Genomic DNA, 1,093 nt, shown 5'->3' on the forward strand with positions numbered 1-1,093 from the left:
CTTAGTATCAAGTTTGAAGTGCGACACTTTTTACAGATGCGCATGAATATACTCCGTTGGTGTCCTATACCCAAGTCTTTTGCGTGGGCGCGTATTTAATTTGTGTGCAATTTCATTGCGGAGCTTCTGTGTCACGTGTGACATAGAAGTTCGTTTTGGTAAGTATTGGTCGTATCAAGCCATTGGTGTTTTTATTAGTCCCTCGCTCCCATGAGTGGTATGGATTTGCAAAGTAAAACAGACAGTTATGGTGTTTTTCTAGTTGTGCGTAACCATGAAATTCAGTGCCATTATCCGCAGTTATCGTCTTAAAAGGTAAGTCAGAGCGGGTCATGATTTTGCTCATTCTTACGTTGAGCGACTCGCTTGTTCTATCGTCCATTTGCCCAATAAAAGTGTAGCCAGTCATTCTGTCGACTAAAGTCACGATACAGTGCTTGGTTCCGCGACCACCGACGGTATCAATTTCCCAGTGACCAGGCTCTTTTCGATGCTCAGCTTTTGCAGGTCTTTCGGTAATATGACGCTTTGCAGCTAGCCGTCCACGGCTGTCTTTTGAGTTATACCTTTTACGCCTTTTCTTAGTGGATTGGCGTAGGTGCTTCCATAGTGTTCCACCGAGAGTTTTGTCGTTCCAAACGTACTGATAAATGAGCTCGTGGCTCATTGTTGGATAGCCTCTTACCCTCAGGTATCCAACGATTTGGTCAGGACTCCAATCCAGTCGTAGCAAGGCTTCAGGTAACCTGAAGTCGATTTCGCTGTAGCGCTTATTTCTGCGCGAGCGACTCAGCCGGTTGCGAGCCATTTGTTGGGCTCTCCACGCCTGATAGGAGTACCTTTTAAAGTGTCTGTTGTATCGGGAATTGCGTTCAATTTCTCGATAGATAGTAGCTTTGTGACGACCCAGTTGTTTAGCTATTTTAGCGGTACTAATTCCTTGCTTTCTGAGTGCAGAAATCATATACCTTTCGTTCTCAGTGAGGTGCGTGTATCTCATGTTTTTTACTTCTTGGCGGGAGCAAACTTCATGATTATCGCATCTCACTGTTTTTATGTTCAGAGGTGTCGCACTTCGTACTTGAATCCAAGG

The 1,093-nt window shown here is 44.7% G+C and carries 1 pseudogene; it reads right to left on the reverse strand.

What is annotated here, in order from left to right:
• Window positions 1–30: 30 nt before the first annotated feature.
• Window positions 31–1,000, reverse strand: a pseudogene (locus ACQEXS_RS22455) (IS30-like element ISVa6 family transposase).
• Window positions 1,001–1,093 lie beyond the last annotated feature (93 nt).

Origin of the sequence: Vibrio sp. TRT 17S01 (assembly GCF_050113695.1) — a bacterium.
Lineage (GTDB): Bacteria > Pseudomonadota > Gammaproteobacteria > Enterobacterales > Vibrionaceae > Vibrio.